This is a genomic window from Nocardiopsis sp. iso_237 (genome assembly GCF_056173345.1).
This window is the reverse complement of the sequence record NZ_CM149669.1, coordinates 5,668,907-5,683,942: the sequence shown is the minus strand read 5'-3', so window position 1 is coordinate 5,683,942 and position 15,036 is coordinate 5,668,907. Positions and strand designations below refer to the sequence as shown.

Annotated in this window: 14 protein-coding genes; 6 read left to right on the top strand and 8 right to left on the bottom strand. The window is 70.7% G+C overall.

What is annotated here, in order from left to right; translation table 11 throughout:
• Positions 1-45 precede the first annotated feature (45 nt).
• From AC0VYM_RS25475 to AC0VYM_RS25460, 4 genes are all read right to left on the bottom strand, one after another.
• On the bottom strand, positions 46-1,071 hold the full coding sequence (locus tag AC0VYM_RS25475; RefSeq protein WP_475456284.1) for a TIGR03842 family LLM class F420-dependent oxidoreductase: 1,026 nt from the start codon (positions 1,069-1,071) through the stop codon (positions 46-48).
• Positions 1,072-1,081: 10 nt separating this feature from the next.
• Positions 1,082-2,488, bottom strand: coding sequence for a dihydropyrimidinase (gene hydA, locus AC0VYM_RS25470; protein ID WP_475456282.1), 1,407 nt, complete (start codon positions 2,486-2,488; stop codon positions 1,082-1,084).
• Between the two features lie 4 nt (positions 2,489-2,492).
• Positions 2,493-3,335, bottom strand: coding sequence for a nitrilase-related carbon-nitrogen hydrolase (locus AC0VYM_RS25465; RefSeq protein WP_475456280.1), 843 nt, complete (start codon positions 3,333-3,335; stop codon positions 2,493-2,495).
• Positions 3,336-3,706: 371 nt separating this feature from the next.
• Complete coding sequence (locus AC0VYM_RS25460; protein ID WP_475456278.1) at positions 3,707-4,720, bottom strand: DUF4352 domain-containing protein; 1,014 nt, start codon at positions 4,718-4,720, stop codon at positions 3,707-3,709.
• Positions 4,721-4,809: 89 nt separating this feature from the next.
• Between AC0VYM_RS25460 and AC0VYM_RS25455 the strand changes: the two genes are divergently transcribed.
• The gene (locus AC0VYM_RS25455; protein WP_475456276.1) at positions 4,810-5,289 is read left to right on the top strand and encodes a flavodoxin family protein; all 480 of its coding nucleotides are present in this window, start codon (positions 4,810-4,812) and stop codon (positions 5,287-5,289) included.
• A 226-nt stretch (positions 5,290-5,515) separates the two neighbouring features.
• Positions 5,516-6,238, top strand: coding sequence for a response regulator (locus AC0VYM_RS25450; RefSeq protein WP_378738474.1), 723 nt, complete (start codon positions 5,516-5,518; stop codon positions 6,236-6,238).
• 73 nt (positions 6,239-6,311) lie between these two features.
• Here the strand turns inward: AC0VYM_RS25450 and AC0VYM_RS25445 are convergent, their stop codons facing one another.
• Entirely contained in the window at positions 6,312-6,956 is a 645-nt protein-coding gene (locus tag AC0VYM_RS25445) for a dihydrofolate reductase family protein (RefSeq protein WP_475456274.1), read from the bottom strand.
• 260 nt (positions 6,957-7,216) lie between these two features.
• Here AC0VYM_RS25445 and AC0VYM_RS25440 point away from each other — a divergent pair, with 260 nt between their 5' ends.
• Positions 7,217-7,921 (top strand): TNT domain-containing protein, encoded by a 705-nt coding sequence (locus AC0VYM_RS25440; RefSeq protein WP_475456272.1) that lies wholly within the window; start codon positions 7,217-7,219, stop codon positions 7,919-7,921.
• A gap of 222 nt (positions 7,922-8,143) precedes the next feature.
• Here the strand turns inward: AC0VYM_RS25440 and AC0VYM_RS25435 are convergent, their stop codons facing one another.
• Positions 8,144-8,506: an ArsR/SmtB family transcription factor gene (locus AC0VYM_RS25435; RefSeq protein ID WP_475456270.1), complete on the bottom strand. Its 363-nt coding sequence runs from the start codon at positions 8,504-8,506 to the stop codon at positions 8,144-8,146.
• 136 nt (positions 8,507-8,642) lie between these two features.
• On the opposite strand from AC0VYM_RS25435, the gene AC0VYM_RS25430 reads away from it, so the two are divergent.
• Positions 8,643-9,752 carry an NADH:flavin oxidoreductase/NADH oxidase gene (locus tag AC0VYM_RS25430; RefSeq protein WP_475456268.1) on the top strand — a complete coding sequence of 370 codons (1,110 nt, stop codon included), beginning with the start codon at positions 8,643-8,645 and terminating at the stop codon, positions 9,750-9,752.
• 57 nt (positions 9,753-9,809) lie between these two features.
• Here AC0VYM_RS25430 and AC0VYM_RS25425 read toward each other — a convergent pair whose 3' ends face one another.
• Positions 9,810-10,043 (bottom strand): DUF397 domain-containing protein, encoded by a 234-nt coding sequence (locus AC0VYM_RS25425; RefSeq protein WP_475456267.1) that lies wholly within the window; start codon positions 10,041-10,043, stop codon positions 9,810-9,812.
• Between the two features lie 475 nt (positions 10,044-10,518).
• Between AC0VYM_RS25425 and AC0VYM_RS25420 the strand changes: the two genes are divergently transcribed.
• Together AC0VYM_RS25420 and AC0VYM_RS25415 are read left to right on the top strand one after the other, a co-directional pair.
• The gene (locus AC0VYM_RS25420; protein ID WP_475456265.1) at positions 10,519-11,967 is read left to right on the top strand and encodes a gamma-aminobutyraldehyde dehydrogenase; all 1,449 of its coding nucleotides are present in this window, start codon (positions 10,519-10,521) and stop codon (positions 11,965-11,967) included.
• Positions 11,968-12,072: 105 nt separating this feature from the next.
• Complete coding sequence (locus AC0VYM_RS25415; protein WP_475456263.1) at positions 12,073-13,494, top strand: NAD(P)/FAD-dependent oxidoreductase; 1,422 nt, start codon at positions 12,073-12,075, stop codon at positions 13,492-13,494.
• Between the two features lie 497 nt (positions 13,495-13,991).
• On the opposite strand, the gene AC0VYM_RS25410 is transcribed toward AC0VYM_RS25415, so the two are convergent.
• The gene (locus AC0VYM_RS25410) at positions 13,992-14,312 is read right to left on the bottom strand and encodes a MerR family transcriptional regulator (RefSeq protein ID WP_475456261.1); all 321 of its coding nucleotides are present in this window, start codon (positions 14,310-14,312) and stop codon (positions 13,992-13,994) included.
• Between the last annotated feature and the right edge of the window lie 724 nt (positions 14,313-15,036).

Sequence of the window (15,036 nt, the reverse complement as noted above, 5' to 3'; positions counted from 1 at the left end):
CCGGGACCCGCACGGGTACCGGCCCACGAGGGCGGGGGAGCGGCGTCAGGCCACGGGTTCCCCGGACAGGGCCGGCACGATCTCCCGGCCGTAGGTGTCGATCACCCCGTCGACGTCGTCGTGCATGGCGTAGACCGCGAACTGGTCCACCCCCACGGCGCGCAGCCGCTCCAACTTCTCCACGTGGTCGGACACCGGTCCGACCAGGCAGAACCGGTCCACGATGGCGTCGGGCACGAAGTCGGTGTCCGGGTTGTCCACCCGGCCGTGGTGGCTGTAGTCGTAACCCTCCCGGGCCTTCACGTAGTCGGTGAGCTCCTGGGGCACCATGTCCGACTGGTCGCCGTACCGGGCCACGAGGTCCGCGACGTGGTTGCCGACCATCCCCCCGAACCAACGGCACTGCTTCCGGGCGTGCGCCAACCCCTCGGCCGACCCGTCGGTGACGTAGGCGGGCGCGGCCACGCAGATCCGCACCGCGTCGGGACCGCGCCCGGCGGCCTCGGCGGCGGTGCGTACGGCCCGCACCATCCACTCGGTCAGGTACGGGTCCGCGAGCTGGAGGATGAAGCCGTCCGCCTCGCGCCCCACCATTTCGAGGGCCCTGGGGCCGTACGCGCCCATCCACATGGGGAGGGAACCCTCGCGCACCCACGGGATGCGCATACCGGCCCCGCCCACCTGGGCCTCCCGGCCCTCGGCCAGGTTCCGGATCACCGTCATCGCCTCGGAGAGCTGGGCGAGCGTGGCGGGTTTGCGTCCGGCCACCCGCATGGCGGAGTCTCCCCGGCCGATCCCGCAGACGGTCCGGTTGCCGTGCATGTCGTTGAGGGTGGCGAACGTCGACGCCGTCACCTCCCACGAGCGGGTGCCCGGGTTGGTGACCATCGGGCCGATCACCAGCCGTTCGGTCCGGTCCAGCACCCGGCTGTGGATGACGAAGGGTTCCTGCCAGAGCACCGCGGAGTCGAACGTCCACCCGTGGGTGAAGCCGTGCCCCTCGGCGCGGACCATCCGTTCGATCAGCAGGTCGGCGGGCGGATCCGTCTGGAGGACGAGTCCGAAGTCCATGTGAGCCTCCTCAGACCAGGTACTGGCAGGTGGACCGGGGCACGTAGGAGCCGTCACCGGCCGAGCCCAGGTAGGAACCGTCGTCCACGATCACGCGGCCGCGCGAGAGCACGGTGCGGGCCCGGCCCGTCACCCGCTTCCCCTCGTAGGCGGAGTAGTCCACGTTCATGTGGTGGGTGGCGGCCGAGAGGGTCTGCTCGGCGCCGGGGTCGTAGACCACCAGGTCGGCGTCGGCTCCCGGGGCCACGGTGCCCTTCTTCGGGTACATCCCGAACATGCGCGCCGGGGTGGCGCAGGCCAGCTCGATCCACCGGCGGCGGCTGATGCGCCCCTCCACCACGGCCTGGTGCAGCAGGTCCATCCGGTGCTCGACCCCCGGCATGCCGTTGGGGATCTTCGAGAAGTCGCCCGCGCCCAGGTCCTTCTGACCGACGAAGCAGAACGGGCAGTGGTCGGTGGAGACCACGGACAGGTCGTTGGTGCGCAGCGCCCGCCACAGGTGCTCCTGGTGGTCCCGGGGGCGCAGCGGTGTGGAGCACACGTACTTGGCGCCCTCGAACCCCGGTTCGGCGAGGTTGTCGGTGGACAGGAACAGGTACTGCGGGCAGGTCTCCCCGAACACGTTGAGGCCCAGGTCCCGGGCGCGGGCCAGCTCGGCCACCGCCTCGGTCGCGGACACGTGCACGACGTACAGCGGCGCCCCGGCCACCCGGGCCAGCTGGATGGCGCGGTGGGTGGCCTCGGACTCCAGCAGGGCCCGGCGCACCTCCCCGTGGTACCGGGGGTCGGTCCGGCCCTCGGCCAGCGCCTGTTCCACCAGGACGTCGATGGCGATGCCGTTCTCCGCGTGCATCATGGTGAGCGCGCCGTTGGCGGCGCCGCGCTGCATGGCCCGCAGGATCTGCCCGTCGTCGCTGTAGAACACGCCCGGATAGGCCATGAACAGCTTGAACGAGGTGATGCCCTCGTCCACGAGGACGTCCATCTCCTTGAGGGACGACTCGTTGACGTCGGACAGGATCGCGTGGAAGGCGTAGTCGACCGCGCAGTTGCCGTCGGCCTTGGCCATCCAGGCGTCCACCCCTGAACGCACGGACTCGCCCGGCCGCTGGATCGCGAAGTCGACGATGGTGGTGGTGCCGCCCCACGCGGCCGCGCGGGTGCCGGTCTCGAAGGTGTCGGCGGACCGGGTACCGCCGAAGGGCATCTCCATGTGGGTGTGGCCGTCCACGCCGCCCGGGACGACGTAGTGGCCGGTGGCGTCGATGGTCCGGGCGCCGCTCTCCGCCCAGGAGCGGGCCGGGTCGCTGCCGCGCAGGGCGAGCGCGGCTACCCTGCCGCCCTCGACGAGGACGTCCGCCTCCAGTTCCTCGGAGGCGGTGACGACGAGGCCGCCGCTGATGAGGGTCCGAGTCATGGGCCTACCCCTCCACCAGCGGTCCGTAGGCGTCCGGCCTGCGGTCCCGGTAGAACGCCCACTGCTGGCGGACCTCGTCGACCAGGTCGAAGTCGAGGTCGCGCACGACCAGTTCCGCGTCGGTGTCGGAGGCCACGTCTCCGACGAACCGCCCACGCGGGTCCACGAAGTAGCTGCTTCCGTAGAAGTCGTTGTCGCCGTACTCCTCGACCCCGACCCGGTTGATCGCCGCCACGAAGTACTCGTTGGCGACGGCCGCGGCGGGCTGCTCCAGCTTCCACAGGTAGGCGGACAGGCCCCGGCTGGTGGCGGAGGGGTTGTAGACCAGCTGGGCCCCGGCCAGTCCGAGCGCGCGCCACCCCTCGGGGAAGTGCCGGTCGTAGCAGATGTACACGCCGATCCGCCCGACCGCCGTGTCGAAGACCGGCCAGCCCAGGTTGCCGGGGCGGAAGTAGTACTTCTCCCAGAAGCCCTTGACCTGGGGGATGTGGTGCTTGCGGTACTTGCCGAGGTAGGTGCCGTCCGCGTCGATGACGGCGGCGGTGTTGTAGTAGAAGCCGGGCTTCTCGACCTCGAAGACCGGTAGCACCATGACCATGTTCAGTTCCCTGGCCAGGGCGCCGAACCGGGTGACGGTGGGGCCGTCGGGGACGGGCTCGGCCCAGCGGTGGTGTTCGGGCTCCTGCACCTGGCAGAAGTAGGGGGCGTTGAAGACCTCCTGGAAGCCGATGACCCGCGCTCCCTGGGCGGCGGCGTCGCGTGCGTACTTCTCGTGGGCGGCCATCATGGATTCGGCGTCACCGGTCCACTCGGTCTGTACGAGTGCGGCCCGGACGGTGTGCGGCATGGTTCCCTCGCTCCTCTTCGAGCGCCGCCCCGACTGCGGGCGGCGAAGGACGCGGCCGGCGCGTTGTAGAGGTCGCACCTTAGGTAAGAGGGGAATGGCCGGTCAACGTCCGACATCCGGGCGACGGAAAAGAAACCGGTGAACCCTGCACACTCCCGTGGCCAGGGTTGCCAATGTCCTTTGTGCGGTGAAATCAATTCGGAGGAAGCGACAGGTTTCGCCGCGCCTTGGGCATGGATTTTCATGCCTTCGTACACGCGCCCGAGGGCGGCCGGGCGGGTGTGCCCGGCCGCCCTCGGGCGGTGCTGCCCGGACCGTGGTCGCGGTCCGGTGTGGAGGAGTGCGGCTGGGGCGCGCTCGGTCGGAGCGGGTCAGCCGGTGACGTCCACCTCGATCTCGTCGCCGCCGAGGAACTCGGCGCTCAGACCCATGTACGAGATGTCCGCGGGGTCGTCGACGTCGAAGACGATCGGCGCGACCTCGGACTCACCCGGGGCCAGGTCGACGTCCATCTTGAGGTTCGAGTCGAAGCTCTCCGTGGCGACGTAGTCCTCCTGGATGGCCTCGTCGTCGTAGGTGTAGAGGTGCTGCTCGTCGCGCCAGAACTCGATGTCCTCGTTGCCGTCGGGGGTGACGTTCACGTACACCACGACGTACTGGCCGTAGGGGGTGTGCCCCGGGACGTCGGCGTCGACCTCGATCTCCGTGATCGTGAAGGCCATGCCGTTGTGGCTGACCTCCTCACCGACCCCCGGCATCTCCGGGTTCGAGCGCTCCTCGTTGCCCAGGCCGGTGCTGGTGTTGCCGGAGGCCTCGCCGGTGCCCTCGGACTCCTCGGACTCCGAGGTGCCGCCGGAGGAACCGCCGCCGTAGGGGTCGTCGCCGCCGTCGTCGGAGAGGAAGAAGACGAGGAGGACGACCAGGGCCACGCCGATGACGAAGAGGCCGCCGCAGCCCAGGCTGATCCAGAGCCAGGGGCCGCCGCCCTTGGACGGGGGAGGGGTGGGCGGACCGTACTGGCCGCCCGCGTACTGGCCGCCGTAGGGGTCGCCGCCGTAGCCGGGGCCGCCCGGGGCGCCGTAGGGGTCACCGCCGTAGGGGCCGCCGGGGCCGCCGGGAGGGAACCCACCGGGCGGGGGCGGGCCCATGGGCGGCGGTCCGCCGCCGGGGGGCATCCCACCGGGAGGCATTCCGCCCGGGGGCATCCCGCCGGGGGGCATCCCGCCGGGCGGGGGCGGACCCATCGCGGGCTGGCCACCGGAGGGCGGGCCCATGGCGGGCTGGCCACCGGAGGGCGGGCCCATGGCGGGCTGGCCGCCGGAGGGCGTTCCGTAGGGAGGACCACCCTGATAGGGGTCCTGTCCGTGGGGAGGAGGCTGATTCATGGGGTCCTTGGCTTTCTTCCGCGGTGCTCACGGTGAGCGGGAGCGTGTGACCGGGCCACGCCAGGGGGGATCTGCCTAATGTGGGGGGCATGGCACGACTCCTCATCGTTCACCACACGGTCTCCCCCGCCACCAGGGAACTGCTGGACGCGGTGCTCGACGGCGCCCGTACAGACGATATCGAAGGCGTACGAGTGCAGGTCAAGGCAGCACTCTCCGCGAACGCCGCGGACCTGCTCGAAGCCGACGCCGTGGTACTCGGCACCCCCGCCAACATCGGTTACATGTCCGGAGCCCTCAAGCACTTCTTCGACACCGTGTACTACCCCGTGCAGGTCGACACACAGGGGCTTCCGTACGCACTGTACGTCCACGGTGACAACGACACCTCCGGAGCGGTCCGCTCGGTGGAGTCGGTGGCCAAGGGTATGGGGTGGCACCGACACCGGCCCCCGGTCGCCGTCACCGGCCGTCCGGACGCGGACGCCCGGGAGGCCTGCTGGGAGCTGGGCGCGGTGACCGCGCTGGCCGCCCTGGAGCACGCGGGAGAGGGTGGCGGAGGAGGGTAGGCGCGGGTCGCCGTTCTCCGCCGATCGCGGTGGATCGCCGACCGTGCCCGGAGACGGCCGAGAATTCCAAGCACATACCGTTCTCTGATCACTTATGGGACAGTGTAGAGAGCCTCGCTGAGGGAGGATTCGCTGGTGAACTCCCCCATTGTCCGGATTCTCGGAACCGCCGTCAGCGAGCCGATCCGGAAACCCGGTATTTCGGTTATGCGCAATAGGAGTTCTGGTGAGTCCCCACCCCCTGTCACCCGCTCGGCTGAACTACGCCTCGGAGGAGGTGGTGGCACCGGCGGCCCCGATCAGGGTCCTCGTGGTGGACGACCACGCGCTCTTCCGCAGGGGGCTGGTTTCGGTCCTCAACGACGAGGCCGACATCGACGTGGTCAGTGAGGCGGCCGACGGCGACGAGGCGGTCGTGCTCGCCACCGAGTTGCGGCCCGACGTGGTGCTGATGGACGTCATGATGCCCAACTCCACGGGGATCGAGGCCTGTCCGAGGATCCGCGCGGCGGTGCCCGAGGTCAAGTTCGTCATGCTCACCATGAGCGAGGACGAGGCGGACCTCTTCGAGGCGCTCAAGGCGGGGGCGACGGGTTACCTGCTCAAGGAGATCGCCGTCACCGACATCGCGCGCGCCGTCCGGGCGATCGCTGAGGGGCGTTCCTTCATCAACCCCTCCATGGCGATCAAGCTGATCAGCGAGTTCGCCGGGTTGGCCAAACAGGAGCGCACGCCCAAGGCCGCTCCCGCCATTCCCGAGCTCACCCCTCGTGAGACCGAGGTGCTGAAGCTGTTGGCGCGTTCGCTGAACAACAGGGAGATCGGTGAGCGCCTCTTCATCACGGAGAACACCGTGAAGAACCACGTCCGGAACATCCTGGAGAAACTCCAGGTGCATTCCCGTACGGAGGCGGCCATCTACGCGGTGCGCGCCGAGTACCTGGGTTAGCCCCCTCTCCGGAGGCTGCGCCGCGCCCGTCCCGGTTTCCCCGCTGAATTCGGGGCCAGCGGGCCGACCGTCGCTACGGCCGGGTGAAGGTCATGTGCGTGACGCCGCTGGGGGTGGTCACGGACTCGGTCTCGAACCGCCCCTCCAGCCCTTCGAGACCGTCCCACAGGCGCTCGCCACGGCCCAGGACGATCGGGACGACGGCGACGTGCAGGTGGTCGACGAGGTCCGCCGCGAGGAACTCGCGGACCGTGGTCGGCCCGCCGCCGATTCGTACGTCCAGGCCACCCGCGGCCTCGCGCGCCTGGCGGAGCGCGTCCCGTGGTGCGGCGTCGATGAAGTGGAAGGTGGTGCCGCCCTCCATCTCCAGCGAGGGGCGGGGGTGGTGGGTCAGAACGAAGACCGGCGTGTGGAAGGGCGGGTTGGATCCCCACCAGCCCTTCCAGTCGTCGTCCTCCCAGGGGCCGCGCTCGGCGCCGAACTTGTTGCGGCCCATGATCTCCGCCCCGATGCCCACGGCCCAGGTGCCGGCGATGGCGTCGTCGACCCCGGTGCTCCCGCCCGGGTTGCCCTGCATCCGCTGGAAGGTCCTGGTCGGGAAGAACCACTGGTGGAGCCGCGATCCGGCGTGGCCGAACGGGGTGTCGAGAGCCTGCCCCTCACCGGTGGCGAACCCGTCGACGGAGACGGAGAAGTTGTGGACCCTCACACGGGACATGACGGGACTCCCACCCTCGAACCGATGCGGCCGCGAACCGCGGTCACTCACCACAGAGCCTGGACTCCGCGACGCGGGAATGCAATCACCGGCACCGGAAGTGGGAGCCGTGCTTCGGGTTGGCGCGGCTCGACCGCACCGAACAGGGGATCGGGTCGAGCGCCCCCGGCGGCCGTGTACACCGCTCCTGTGGTTGACTTCGATCCGTAGCTTGCTGATGACCCTCGGTGTTCTCTCGGGGTCGAGTCGAACGGAGTCCGATGTCGAAGTTCCCTCTGCTGGCCGGGATCACCCTCGCCCTGCTGATGACCGCCACCGCCACCGCCCCCGCTCACGCCGAGCCCTCGGGCTGTCCGGTGCTGTCCCCGCCGCCCAGCGCGGAGGACCTGGAGCGCTACCTGTGCGGCGACCCCCGTCTCGGCCCGTCCGAACTGCCGCAGGACGGCCCCGTGGGAACCCTGGTCGAGGGGTACGACCGGTTCGGTGGCCTGTCCCCCGTGGAGTTCCTCGACCGCTGGTGGACCGTGGACGGCAGCTGGGACTACCCGGAGCACGACGGTTTCGTGGTCGTCGACGGCCAGCCGGTGAAGGAACTCCAAGAGCTGCCCTCGGGCTGGATGCTGGACCGCTTCGGCTCCCCGTGGGGCTCGTTCCTCGCTCCGGCCGGCGCCTCCTACGAGGAGCGTGCGCTGCCGCCCAACTCGCTGAACACGTGGCCGGACGGGCCCGAGCACAACTACAACTGCTACGAGGTCACCGAGCCGGTCACCGCGTGGGTCGGCCCGATCGCTCCGCACTTCGAGCAGCCCGGCGGCGGCGAGCAGCTGCTCGTTCCGGCGGAGGAGGTCCCCGAGGCCGAGGGCGAGGGCAACGTGCCCGTCAACGACCTCCTGGAGTGGGGCTACCTGGAGCAGCGCCCCGCCGAGGAGTGCGTCCTCGTCGACGGCTACGGCCTGAGTGCCTGATCGAGCGTCCCGCGCCCTGCTCAGGAACGAGGCTCGCGCCTCAGGGGGCGGAACCCCTCCACATGGCCACTCCAAGGGCAAGAGGTGACACCCGTCGGCCGCATCTCGGGATTGAGTCCGGGGTGCTCGCTCCCCAGGTCAAAGACGTCCGGACTCGCGTAGTTCGGTCCAGTGGAGCCATCCACGGGAACTCTTGAGCCGTGCCCGGTCGGACACCACTTCTCAGACGGTCCGGCCGGGCACCGTCGCGTCCAGGCTCCGGGCGCGGAGCACGGCCGACAGCAGACCGGGGAAACGCTCCTCCAGGTCCTCGGTGCGCAGTCCGCTCATGCGGGAGGTGCCCTCGTAGTGCTGGCGGATGACGCCGGCCTCGCGCAGGACGCGGAAGTGGTGGGTCGAGGTGGACTTGCTCACCGGGAGTTCGAAGGCGATGCAGGCCATGTCGTCGTGGCCCAGGAAGAGGTCGTGGACGATGCGCAGCCGGATCGGATCGGACAGCGCGCTGAGCACGTCCTCCAGGCGGATCTGGTCGGTCTCGGGATGCGCGCACTGTCGCCCCTGGCTGGCGCGGGCGGTCCTGGCCATGCTCTGACCCCCTTCCGTTCGGCTCGTGTCTCAATGTACGAACACCGTCGTAGTTTGACAAGCGCCGTAGTACGACTTGTACCGTACAAAGGTCGGTCCCGCCGACACCCGAGACCGCCTATGCGAAGGAACGCCTGTGAGCACCCTGTTCACCCCGCTGACGCTGCGAGGGCTGGAGATCCCCAACCGCGCGTGGATGTCCCCGATGTGCATGTACTCCGCACCTTCCGAGGGCCCCGAGACCGGGGTGCCGACCGACTTCCACCTGGCGCACCTGGCCGACCGGGCGGCGGGCGGCCTCGGCCTGGTCATGGTCGAGGCGACCGCCGTGCGCCCGGACGGGCGGATCAGCCCGTGGGACCTGGGCCTGTGGAACGACCGGCAGCAGCAGGCGTTCGCGCGGATCACCGCCGCCGTCCGCGCCCACGGATCGGTGCCCGCCATCCAGCTCGCGCACGCCGGACGCAAGGCCTCGGTCGACAGGCCCTGGCTCGGCAACCGGCCCGTCGCGCCCGCCGACGGCGGATGGACCACGGTCGGGCCCAGCGCCGAACCGTTCCACGACCACCCCGCACCCGCCGAGCTGACCGTCGAGGAGATCGGCCAGCTCGTGAGCGACTTCGCGAAGGCGGCCGAGCGCTCCCTCGCCGCCGGGTTCGACGTCGTGGAGGTGCACGGTGCCCACGGCTACCTGCTCAACTCCTTCCTCTCCCCGGCCGCCAACCACCGCACGGACGCCTACGGCGGCACCCTGGAGAACCGCATGCGGTTCCCGCTGGAGGTCGTCGAGGCCGTCCGAGAGGTCTGGCCCGAACACCTGCCCGTGCTCTTCCGCACCTCCGCTACGGACTGGATCTCCGAGAACACCGAGGACCCGCGCGAGGGATGGACCGCCGAGGACACGGTGCGCCTGGCCAAGGAGCTCCAGACCAGGGGTGTCGACCTGCTCGACGTGTCCACCGGCGGCATGGTCCACGACGCGTCGATCCCCGCCGCTCCCGACTACCAGGTCCCCTTCGCCGAACGTGTGCGCCAGGAGACCGGCCTGCCCACCGCGGCGGTCGGCCTGATCCTGGAGCCCGCCCAGGCGGAGGAGATCGTGGCCTCGGGCCGCGCCGACGCCGTGTTCCTGGGCCGCCAGCTCCTGCGCGAGCCCTACTGGGCCCACCGTGCGGCGGATGAGCTGGGAGCCGAATCCCGCTGGCCCGTCCAGTACGGCTACGCCGTCGGCCGCGGCCCGAAGTAGCACCGACCTCGGAGGGAACCTTCGCGGGGGCGGAGGTTCCCTGGTCCGTCGCCCGGGTCAGGTGAGACGCAGGAACGCCGTCCACTCAGGGGAGGGGAAGGCGAGGTGTCCGTGCTCGCGGTGCCTCGTGTCGCGGACGGCGGCACCGCAGGGCAGGTCCGCGACCTCGATGCGGTCGTCACCGGAGCCGCTGTGAGTGGACCTCCGGAAGTGGGCGACCTCCACACACTCTCCCGCGGTGTTGCTGTGAGAGGACTTGCGGAAGGTGAGTGCTTCGGCCTGGGGGTACATGTCTGGAGCCTCCGAGGGGGATGGGTCTGTGGACTCACCCACTGTCCTGCCCACGGTGACACCCCGAACTCGGCGGAGAACGTCCTGTGCCCGTGTCCAGCTGTGGCCACTCCCGGTCGACGCCGCCGACGTCCCGCTCAACGGCCCACGCTCACGGTGATCGGGACCCCTCCACCTGGAAGGGCTCCATCAGCGTGCCCCGCGCGCTCAGCCCGCCCAGCGGCACGTACCCGCCGGTCGACCCCTGGGCAAAGGTGATCATGTCCCGCCCCGCGGCGAGCACTCCATCCTGAGCGCCCCACTCAATAGAAACAGTCGCCTCAGGCCAGCCTCTGTCAAGTATTCCGTCGAGCCGCCCAAACTTCACAACGGAATCCTTTGGTAAGGCTTGAAGTCGCCCAACGGTGATGGCAGTGTCGGGTCACAGGCCACACACACCCGCGCGCCCGCTGCGCCCGAACCCAGGGAAGCCGCCGTGACCCAAGGGCCCGAAACCGAACACCTGCGCAACTTCGTGAACGGCGCGTACGCCGACACCGTCGAGGGCCGCCGCGGCGAACTCGTCGACCCCGCCACGGGACGGGTCTTCGCCACCGCTCCGGTCTCCGGCCCCGAGGACGTCGACGCCGCCTTCCGGGCCGCGCACCGCGCCTTCGAGGACGGCTGGCGCGACTGGACCCCGGCCGAACGGCAGATCGCGCTCAACCGGTTCGCGGACGCCGTCGAGGCCCGCGCCGACGACCTCGTCGCCGCCGAGGTCCGCAACTGCGGCAAACCCGTGGGCCTCACCCGGACCGAGGAGATCGGCCAGGTCCTGGACGCCCTGCGGTTCTTCGCCGGAGCCACCCGCAACCTGGAGGGCCGCGCCGCGGGCGAGTACCTGCGCGACCACACCTCCTGGATCCGCCGTGAACCCCTCGGCGTGGTCGGCCAGATCACCCCGTGGAACTACCCGATGGCCATGGCGGCCTGGAAGATCGGCCCGGCCCTGGCGGCCGGGAACACGATCGTGCTCAAGCCCTCGGACACCACCCCGGTCTCCACGCTGCTGCTCGCGGAGATCGCCGCCGAGTTCCTGCCCGCCGGGGTGTTCAACGTGGTCTGCGGCGACCGCGACACCGGCCGCGCCCTCGTGGACCACCCGATCCCCGCGCTGATCTCCCTCACCGGCTCCACCCGGGCCGGGATGGAGGTCGCGCAGGCCGGTTCGCGCGACCTCAAGCGCCTGCACCTCGAACTCGGCGGCAAGGCACCCGTGATCGTCTTCGACGACGCCGACGTCGAACGGGCCGCCGAGGGCATCGCGGAGGCCGGGTTCTTCAACGCGGGCCAGGACTGCACCGCCGCCACCCGTATCCTCGCCGCCCCCGGCATCCACGACGACCTCGCCGCCGCCCTCACCGAACAGGCGCGCGGCACCGTCACCGCCGGGCCGGACCACGCCGACGCCGCCTACGGCCCGCTCAACAACGCCGACCAGCTGGCCCGGGTCACCGGCTTCCTGGCGCGCACCCCCGACCACGCCGAGATCCTCACCGGTGGCTCCCGGGTGGGTGAGCGGGGGTTCTTCCACGCGCCCACGGTCGTCTCCGGGCTGCGCCAGGGCGACGAACTGGTCACCGACGAGATCTTCGGCCCCGTGCTCACCGTCCAGCGCTTCACCGACGAGGACACCGCGGTGAACTGGGCCAACGCGGTGGAGTACGGCCTGGCCTCCAGCGTGTGGACCCGCGACCACGCCCGCGCGCTGCGGGTCTCGCGCCGCCTCGACTTCGGCTGCGTGTGGATCAACACCCACATCCCGATCACGGCGGAGATGCCGCACGGCGGGTTCAAGCACTCCGGCTACGGCAAGGACCTCTCCGCGTACTCGTTCGAGGAGTACACCCGGGTCAAGCACGTCATGAGCTACATCGGCCCCTGACACGACCACCGCCGCGCCGCCGACCGACCCCGCGCCCCCCAAGCTGGAGGGACCGGCCGCCGAACCCCGGCGGGCCGGTCGAACGACGAGAGACGAGTGAGATCCTTGGCCGACACCACGCGCGACGCAGCGGCACGGGCCCTGGAGGGCGCCCGTGCCCGGGTCTTCTGGCTGGACCCGGACGTCCCCGGGCACGAGGTCCCCGAAACCGCCCCGACACTGGTCGGGGACGTGCACACCGACCTGGCCGTCGTCGGCGCCGGATACGGCGGACTGTGGACGGCGCTGATCGCCAAGGAGCGCGACCCGGACCGCGACGTGGTCGTGGTGGAGGCCCGCACCACCGGCTGGGCGGCCTCGGGGCGCAACGGCGGGTTCTGCGCGGCCAGTCTGACCCACGGCCACGAGAACGGCGCCGAGCGCTGGCCCGAGGAGATCGACGAGCTCGAACGCCAGGGCATGGCCAACCTCGACGCCATCGAGGAGACCGTCCGGCGGTACGGCATCGACTGCGAGTTCGAGCGCACCGGGGAGACCCTCGTGGCCACCGCGCCCTGGCAGGCCGAGGGGTTCGAGGAGGCCGCGGAGGCCGTACGGGCCCACGGCGGCACCGCGCACGTGTGGGACGCGGAGGAGACGCGGCGGCACATCGACTCACCCACCTACCTGGGCGCCCTCCACGACCCCGACGGGGTGGCGATGCTCCACCCTGCCAAGCTCGCGTGGGGGCTGCGCGCCGCCTGCGAGGAGCTGGGAGTGCGGTTCTTCGAGAACAGTCCCGTACGCGCCATCGGCTCGGTGCCCGCCGGGCTGCGCCTGGAGACGCGGTCGGGGAGCCTGCACGCGCCCAAGGTGGCCTGGGGCGGCGGGGCGTTCCCCGGCCCGCTGCGCCGTCTGCGGCACTACCTCGCCCCGGTCTACGACTACGCGCTCATGACCGAACCCCTGACCGACGAGCAGATGGCGTCGATCGGGTGGAAGGGCCGCCAGGGGGTCTCCGACTCCGCCAACCTCTTCCACTACTACCGGCTCACCGCCGACAACCGCGTCCTGTGGGGCGGCTACGACGTGGTCAACCACTCCGGGAAGGTGCGGCCCGAGTACGACCAGCGGCCGGAGACCTTCCAGAAGCTGGCCGAGCACTTCCTGGAGACCTTCCCGCAGCTGCGCGGCATCCGGTTCGGTCACACGTGGGGCGGGGTGATCGACACGTGCAGCCGCTTCTCGGTGTTCTTCGGTGAGGCCCACGGAGGCCGGCTCGCCTACGCCGCCGGGTACACCGGCCTGGGCGTGGGCGCCACCCGGTTCGGCGCGCAGGTGGTGCTGGACCGGCTCGACGGGCTGGACACCGAGCGCACACGGCTGCGGATGGTCCGGGAGAAGCCGCTCCCGTTCCCGCCCGAGCCGGTCCGGTCGCTGGGCATCGAGCTCACGCTGAGGGCCACCGCCGCCGCCGACCGCAACGGGGGACGGCGCAACCTGTGGCTGCGCGGTCTGGACTCCGTGGGGATGGGCTTCGACAGCTGACCAGGGAGTCGGGCGGCGGAGCGGGAGCCGGGCACGGGCGGGGTACGGGGCCGGGCGAAGGACGACCGGTGCTGGATCCGGGCACTCACGCACACCAGGCCGGAAACCAGGCCTTTCCGGCAAGGATCGGTAAGTCTGTGCCAAGGGTTGTCATGTGGGGCGATGCGGGCGGCGTGGCGTGTGTGCCGCCCACCCGGCGCGGGCGAGGATGGGGATCGGGCCGCAGGGGGGTCGACGAAGGTGACCGGACCCCTCGCGCGGTCCGCCCTACCTCCCCAGGACCCACCGCGTGGCCGCCCACTGGCCCAAGGTTCCAGGTCGCGCGGTGTCAGACGTGAACGGCGCCCGTACCCCCGGTACGGGCGCCGAACGCGTGCGGTCACCGGTGCGAGGAGCCGTCGGTGCGTCGGGCCCCACCGCCCCCTGCCCGTGGAATCGAATGGCCTCGGCCCCGACGGGCGAGGCCTGCGCGGGACACCGGCGGAAGACGGGCGCACTCAGCTGGGCGGGTCGGCGGCGCGCAGCTCCTCGTTGATGCGCAGGGCCTCCTCCAGCTGGTCCTCAAGGATGATGATGCGGCAGGCGGACTCGACCGGCGTCCCCTGGTCGACGAGTTCGCGGGCGCGGGCGGCGATCTTGAGTTGGTACCGGGAGTAGCGGCGGTGTCCGCCGTCCGAGCGCAGGGGCTCGATCAGTTTGGCCTGGCCGAGGGTGCGCAGGAAGGCCGGCGTCACGCCGATCATCTCCGCTGCGGCGCCCACGGTGTAGGCGGGGTAGTCGTCATCGTCGAACCGGTGGCCGGTCTCGGGACGGGGCAAGTGCGTGTCCTTCTTCTCCTGAACGCACGTCGAGGGCCCCAGCGCCGTACGGCGCTGGGGCCCGAGAGTTCAATACCACCTACCGGCGACTGCCGGTCTTCCGCCACCCGACGTCAAGCTGGGTCGGGATCGCGGGGATCGCGGTTGTGTGACCGTGGACCACCTTCTTCCGAACCGGGGCCTGCGGTACCCGAGCGGAACTGTCTCTCGCCCAGGCGATCCTGATGGCATCTACTCCTCTCGTTCTCACTTCGTGCACTGCTTTCGACTGCGGTCCTACCGGCTCCCGGCGCCGTACAACCGTGCGCCGGTCGAGCCCTACCGCGTCCTTCCCTCTGCTGCGGTCTCTCCTGTGTGAGCGAGAGACCGGTACTGCGTTACTGCGGGTACTGCTGTACTTCGGCACTGCGGTCCTACCGGCTCCCGGCGCTGAACAACCGTGCGCCGGTCGAGCCCTACCGCGTCCTTCCCTCTGTTGCGGTCTCCCCTGTGTGAGCGAGAGACCGGTACTGCGTTACTGCGGGTACTGCTGTACTTCGGCACTGCGGTCCTACCGGCTCCCGGCGCTGAACAACCGTGCGCCGGTCGAGCCCTACCGCGTCCTTCCCTCTGCTGCGGTCTCCCCTGTGCGAGCGGGTGACCGGTACTGCGGTACTCCTCGACTTCCGTACTGCGGTCCTACCGGCTCCCGGTGTCCTGAAGCACGTGCACACCGTCGAGCCGA

Coding starts and splice junctions, on each gene's coding strand:
- AC0VYM_RS25440 (WP_475456272.1), top strand. CDS start 7,217: ATGTCGAAGTTCCCTCTGCTGGCCGGGATCACCCTCGCCCTGCTGATG.
- AC0VYM_RS25465 (WP_475456280.1), bottom strand. CDS start 3,335: ATGCCGCACACCGTCCGGGCCGCACTCGTACAGACCGAGTGGACCGGT.
- AC0VYM_RS25435 (WP_475456270.1), bottom strand. CDS start 8,506: ATGGCCAGGACCGCCCGCGCCAGCCAGGGGCGACAGTGCGCGCATCCC.
- hydA (WP_475456282.1), bottom strand. CDS start 2,488: ATGACTCGGACCCTCATCAGCGGCGGCCTCGTCGTCACCGCCTCCGAG.
- AC0VYM_RS25455 (WP_475456276.1), top strand. CDS start 4,810: ATGGCACGACTCCTCATCGTTCACCACACGGTCTCCCCCGCCACCAGG.
- AC0VYM_RS25445 (WP_475456274.1), bottom strand. CDS start 6,956: ATGTCCCGTGTGAGGGTCCACAACTTCTCCGTCTCCGTCGACGGGTTC.
- AC0VYM_RS25475 (WP_475456284.1), bottom strand. CDS start 1,071: ATGGACTTCGGACTCGTCCTCCAGACGGATCCGCCCGCCGACCTGCTG.
- AC0VYM_RS25425 (WP_475456267.1), bottom strand. CDS start 10,043: ATGTACCCCCAGGCCGAAGCACTCACCTTCCGCAAGTCCTCTCACAGC.
- AC0VYM_RS25460 (WP_475456278.1), bottom strand. CDS start 4,720: ATGAATCAGCCTCCTCCCCACGGACAGGACCCCTATCAGGGTGGTCCT.